At 38.6% G+C, this 2,827-nt stretch carries 3 protein-coding genes; all 3 read right to left on the bottom strand.

Translation table 11 applies throughout. The annotated features are described in order from the left end of the window. Positions 1-457: thermonuclease family protein (locus AC1DRF_RS21825; protein ID WP_477741682.1), on the bottom strand; the 457-nt coding region annotated here is incomplete at its 3' end. A gap of 420 nt (positions 458-877) precedes the next feature. After that, positions 878-1,537 carry a 2OG-Fe(II) oxygenase gene (locus tag AC1DRF_RS21820; protein WP_427076087.1) on the bottom strand — a complete coding sequence of 220 codons (660 nt, stop codon included), beginning with the start codon at positions 1,535-1,537 and terminating at the stop codon, positions 878-880. A gap of 246 nt (positions 1,538-1,783) precedes the next feature. Beyond that, on the bottom strand, positions 1,784-2,827 hold a 1,044-nt coding region (locus AC1DRF_RS21815), incomplete at its 5' end, for a malate:quinone oxidoreductase (RefSeq protein WP_477741681.1).

Genomic DNA, 2,827 nt, shown 5'->3' with positions numbered 1-2,827 from the left:
GCTCATTGTCTATCCATACATACGCAAGTAACCGGCCATATTGATCACGCTCTTGCACATCAAATTCAAGGGTGATTTCCTGTCCTTCTAGCCTTTTTTTTGTGTAAGCAGATGCTTCTGGACCAAAGGGCTGTACGCCTAGTTTGGGATGCTTTGTTTCGGGGGTATCAACAAGAAGTAATCGCACGCGATCTCTCTTTCCGTTCAGCATTTTCACTTTAAGCGTATCACCGTCCACTACTCTTTCTACCGTAGCCGCCTCACCTACTACATCTTCACGATTTGCTTTAGAAGGACTATGATCTTCTTCTTGATCTGATGAATCTTCTACTTGAACTGCTTGTTTTGTATCGGCAGAAGATGTGCTTGAATGACTTGCCTGCTCATCGCTGCATCCAGTAAGAAGCAGCATAAACATCGCAAGCATCGTGCAAATAATTGCTTTTATTTCTTTCAAAACCCGGGCCCTCCTTTAACACGTTCCCTATCTACTATATAAAAGTAAAATGATTTTATAAATAGTGTAAATCACCTAAAAACAAAAACTCGTGAAAATACCTTTCACGAGTTTTTTCGTGCAACTGTTATAAAAATTGGTTACCTGTTTTAAAGTTATTCTTTTAAATAGCATCTATTTTGTTTTTATCTCATGAACACATTTTTCGTTTTAGTGTATCCAGATTTTTAATCATGAGGATATTTTACACTACAAATACATTTATCGTCTACCGCCTTATAAGAATAAGGAATAGCCGCACAAATAGAATAAGTGTGAATATTTCAATATAATAACTGGCTAACATGATTACTATTTTTTTGTAACATAAATAAGAGCCCTCATTAACAATAGCTAATAGGGCTCTTCAAACCTTTGTTTTTACGATCGAATTTTTTGTTTGCGCATCCACTGGGTAGCGACCCACTTTTCTCCTTTTATAACAGGAGCTCCCCCGTGGAGAGTACGGTCATTAAGTTCAGCGTCACTATAAAAATATTCAAAGTACACGGCCATTCCTTTTGTCGGAGATACGGAAAGACCCAGCTTAGGAAAATAAGTTTCTCCTCCTTCTTCGACATCGTTTAAGTACATAACCAATGTACTAATACGGTTGTTTTTAGATGCTTTACTTGCAGAAGTGAAATAATCGTGATGTGCTTTGTATTCTTGGTCAGGCAAGTATTTTAAAACTTGAAGACCTTCAGCATATTCAATAGATGGTCCCATGATTTTAGAAAGTCGTCTTTCGATTTGATGTACAAGCTCGTTTTCGCTTTCTTCAAAAAACATGCCGCTGCTCGTTCGAATACTGTTTACTTCACGTGCAGCACCAATTTTTGATCGCTGCATTTTATCTGTGGATAGCTGTATAAGTTCGTCACATTCTTCGTTACTTAGGACATTTCCTAAAACTAAAACAAGAGGCTCTTCAAATCGAGCAACAATATCAATCTCTCTGTCTTCTAATTTAATTTTATTCCCTGTATGGTTAAAAATCGTTTGTTCTTTCGTTAGTAAAGATGTATTAGTTAGAATCATCTTTTATCGGCTCCTCGAAATAGCTATTTTCCAATTTTTCACTCCATTATATGTAAACGCTTACTAATAAGAATTATATCATGAATACGAAGTAAATTCTGCTAGTAAAGGAAATAAATAAAAAGAAGCCCGTTATATAACGAACTTCCCTCATTTTTTCTTATAGATTYCACATGTCGTTTAAATGCTTTAACTATCTAAAAAACTCTTTTAATATAGAGTATACGTATCAAAGGCTGCCTAAAATCATCGGTACACAAGTTCTTTTTTAATTAAATCAAGCGTTTGTGCTGTAGAAGCATGAATTTCGTTAAAAAGCGCTGGATTTTCTACCAGTGACAAGCCGTAAGAAGGAATCATTTCTTTTATTTTTGATTCCCATTTCTTCATATGCTGCGGGAAACACTTTTCTAGCACTTCAAGCATGACATGAACGGCAGTCGAAGCACCTGGCGAAGCCCCGAGCAATGCAGCAACGGAACCATCAGCTGAACTCACAACTTCGGTACCGAATTGAAGAGTTCCTTTACCTCCGGCTTCCGTATCTTTGATTACTTGTACACGCTGACCCGCTACGACGATATCCCAGTCTTCGCTTTTTGCGTTTGGAATAAACTCGCGAAGTTCTTCTATACGCTTTTCATTGGACAACAGCACCTGCTGAATCAAGTATTTCGTTAAGCCCATCTCTTTGACGCCTGCTGCTAACATCGTTAAGATATTATTCGGTTTTACAGAATTGATTAAATCCAAATTTGAACCCGTTTTTAAGAACTTTGGTGAAAATCCGGCAAAAGGTCCAAACAGGAGTGTTTTTTTGCGGTCGATATAGCGTGTATCAAGGTGCGGAACCGACATCGGCGGAGCACCAACCTTTGCTTTTCCGTACACTTTCCCGTGATGCTGCGCTACAACTTCGGGGTTATTGCATACCATAAATAATCCGCTTACYGGRAAYCCTCCAATATGCTTGGAYTCAGGAATACCCGTTTTTTGGAGTAAAGACAGACTTCCGCCTCCTCCTCCGATAAAAACAAAGTTCGCCGTGTGATATTCCTGTTTGCCGGTATGAATATCATGTACTTTTACTTTCCACGAGCCGTCTGCGGTACGTGTCAGATTTTCAACGCTGTGGTTATAGTTTATTTCTACCCTTTTACTTTTTAAATGTGTGAACAACATACGAGTTAAAGCTCCAAAGTTCACGTCCGTCCCTGAGTCGATTTTGGTTGCCGCAATTGCTTCAGTCGATGTACGGCCTTTCATAACAAGCGGCATCCATTCTTTTAG

It is taken from the genome of Priestia sp. P5_B4 (genome assembly GCF_056400385.1).
The sequence above is the reverse complement of the archived record's forward strand: the minus strand, read 5'-3'. Positions and strand labels throughout refer to the sequence as shown.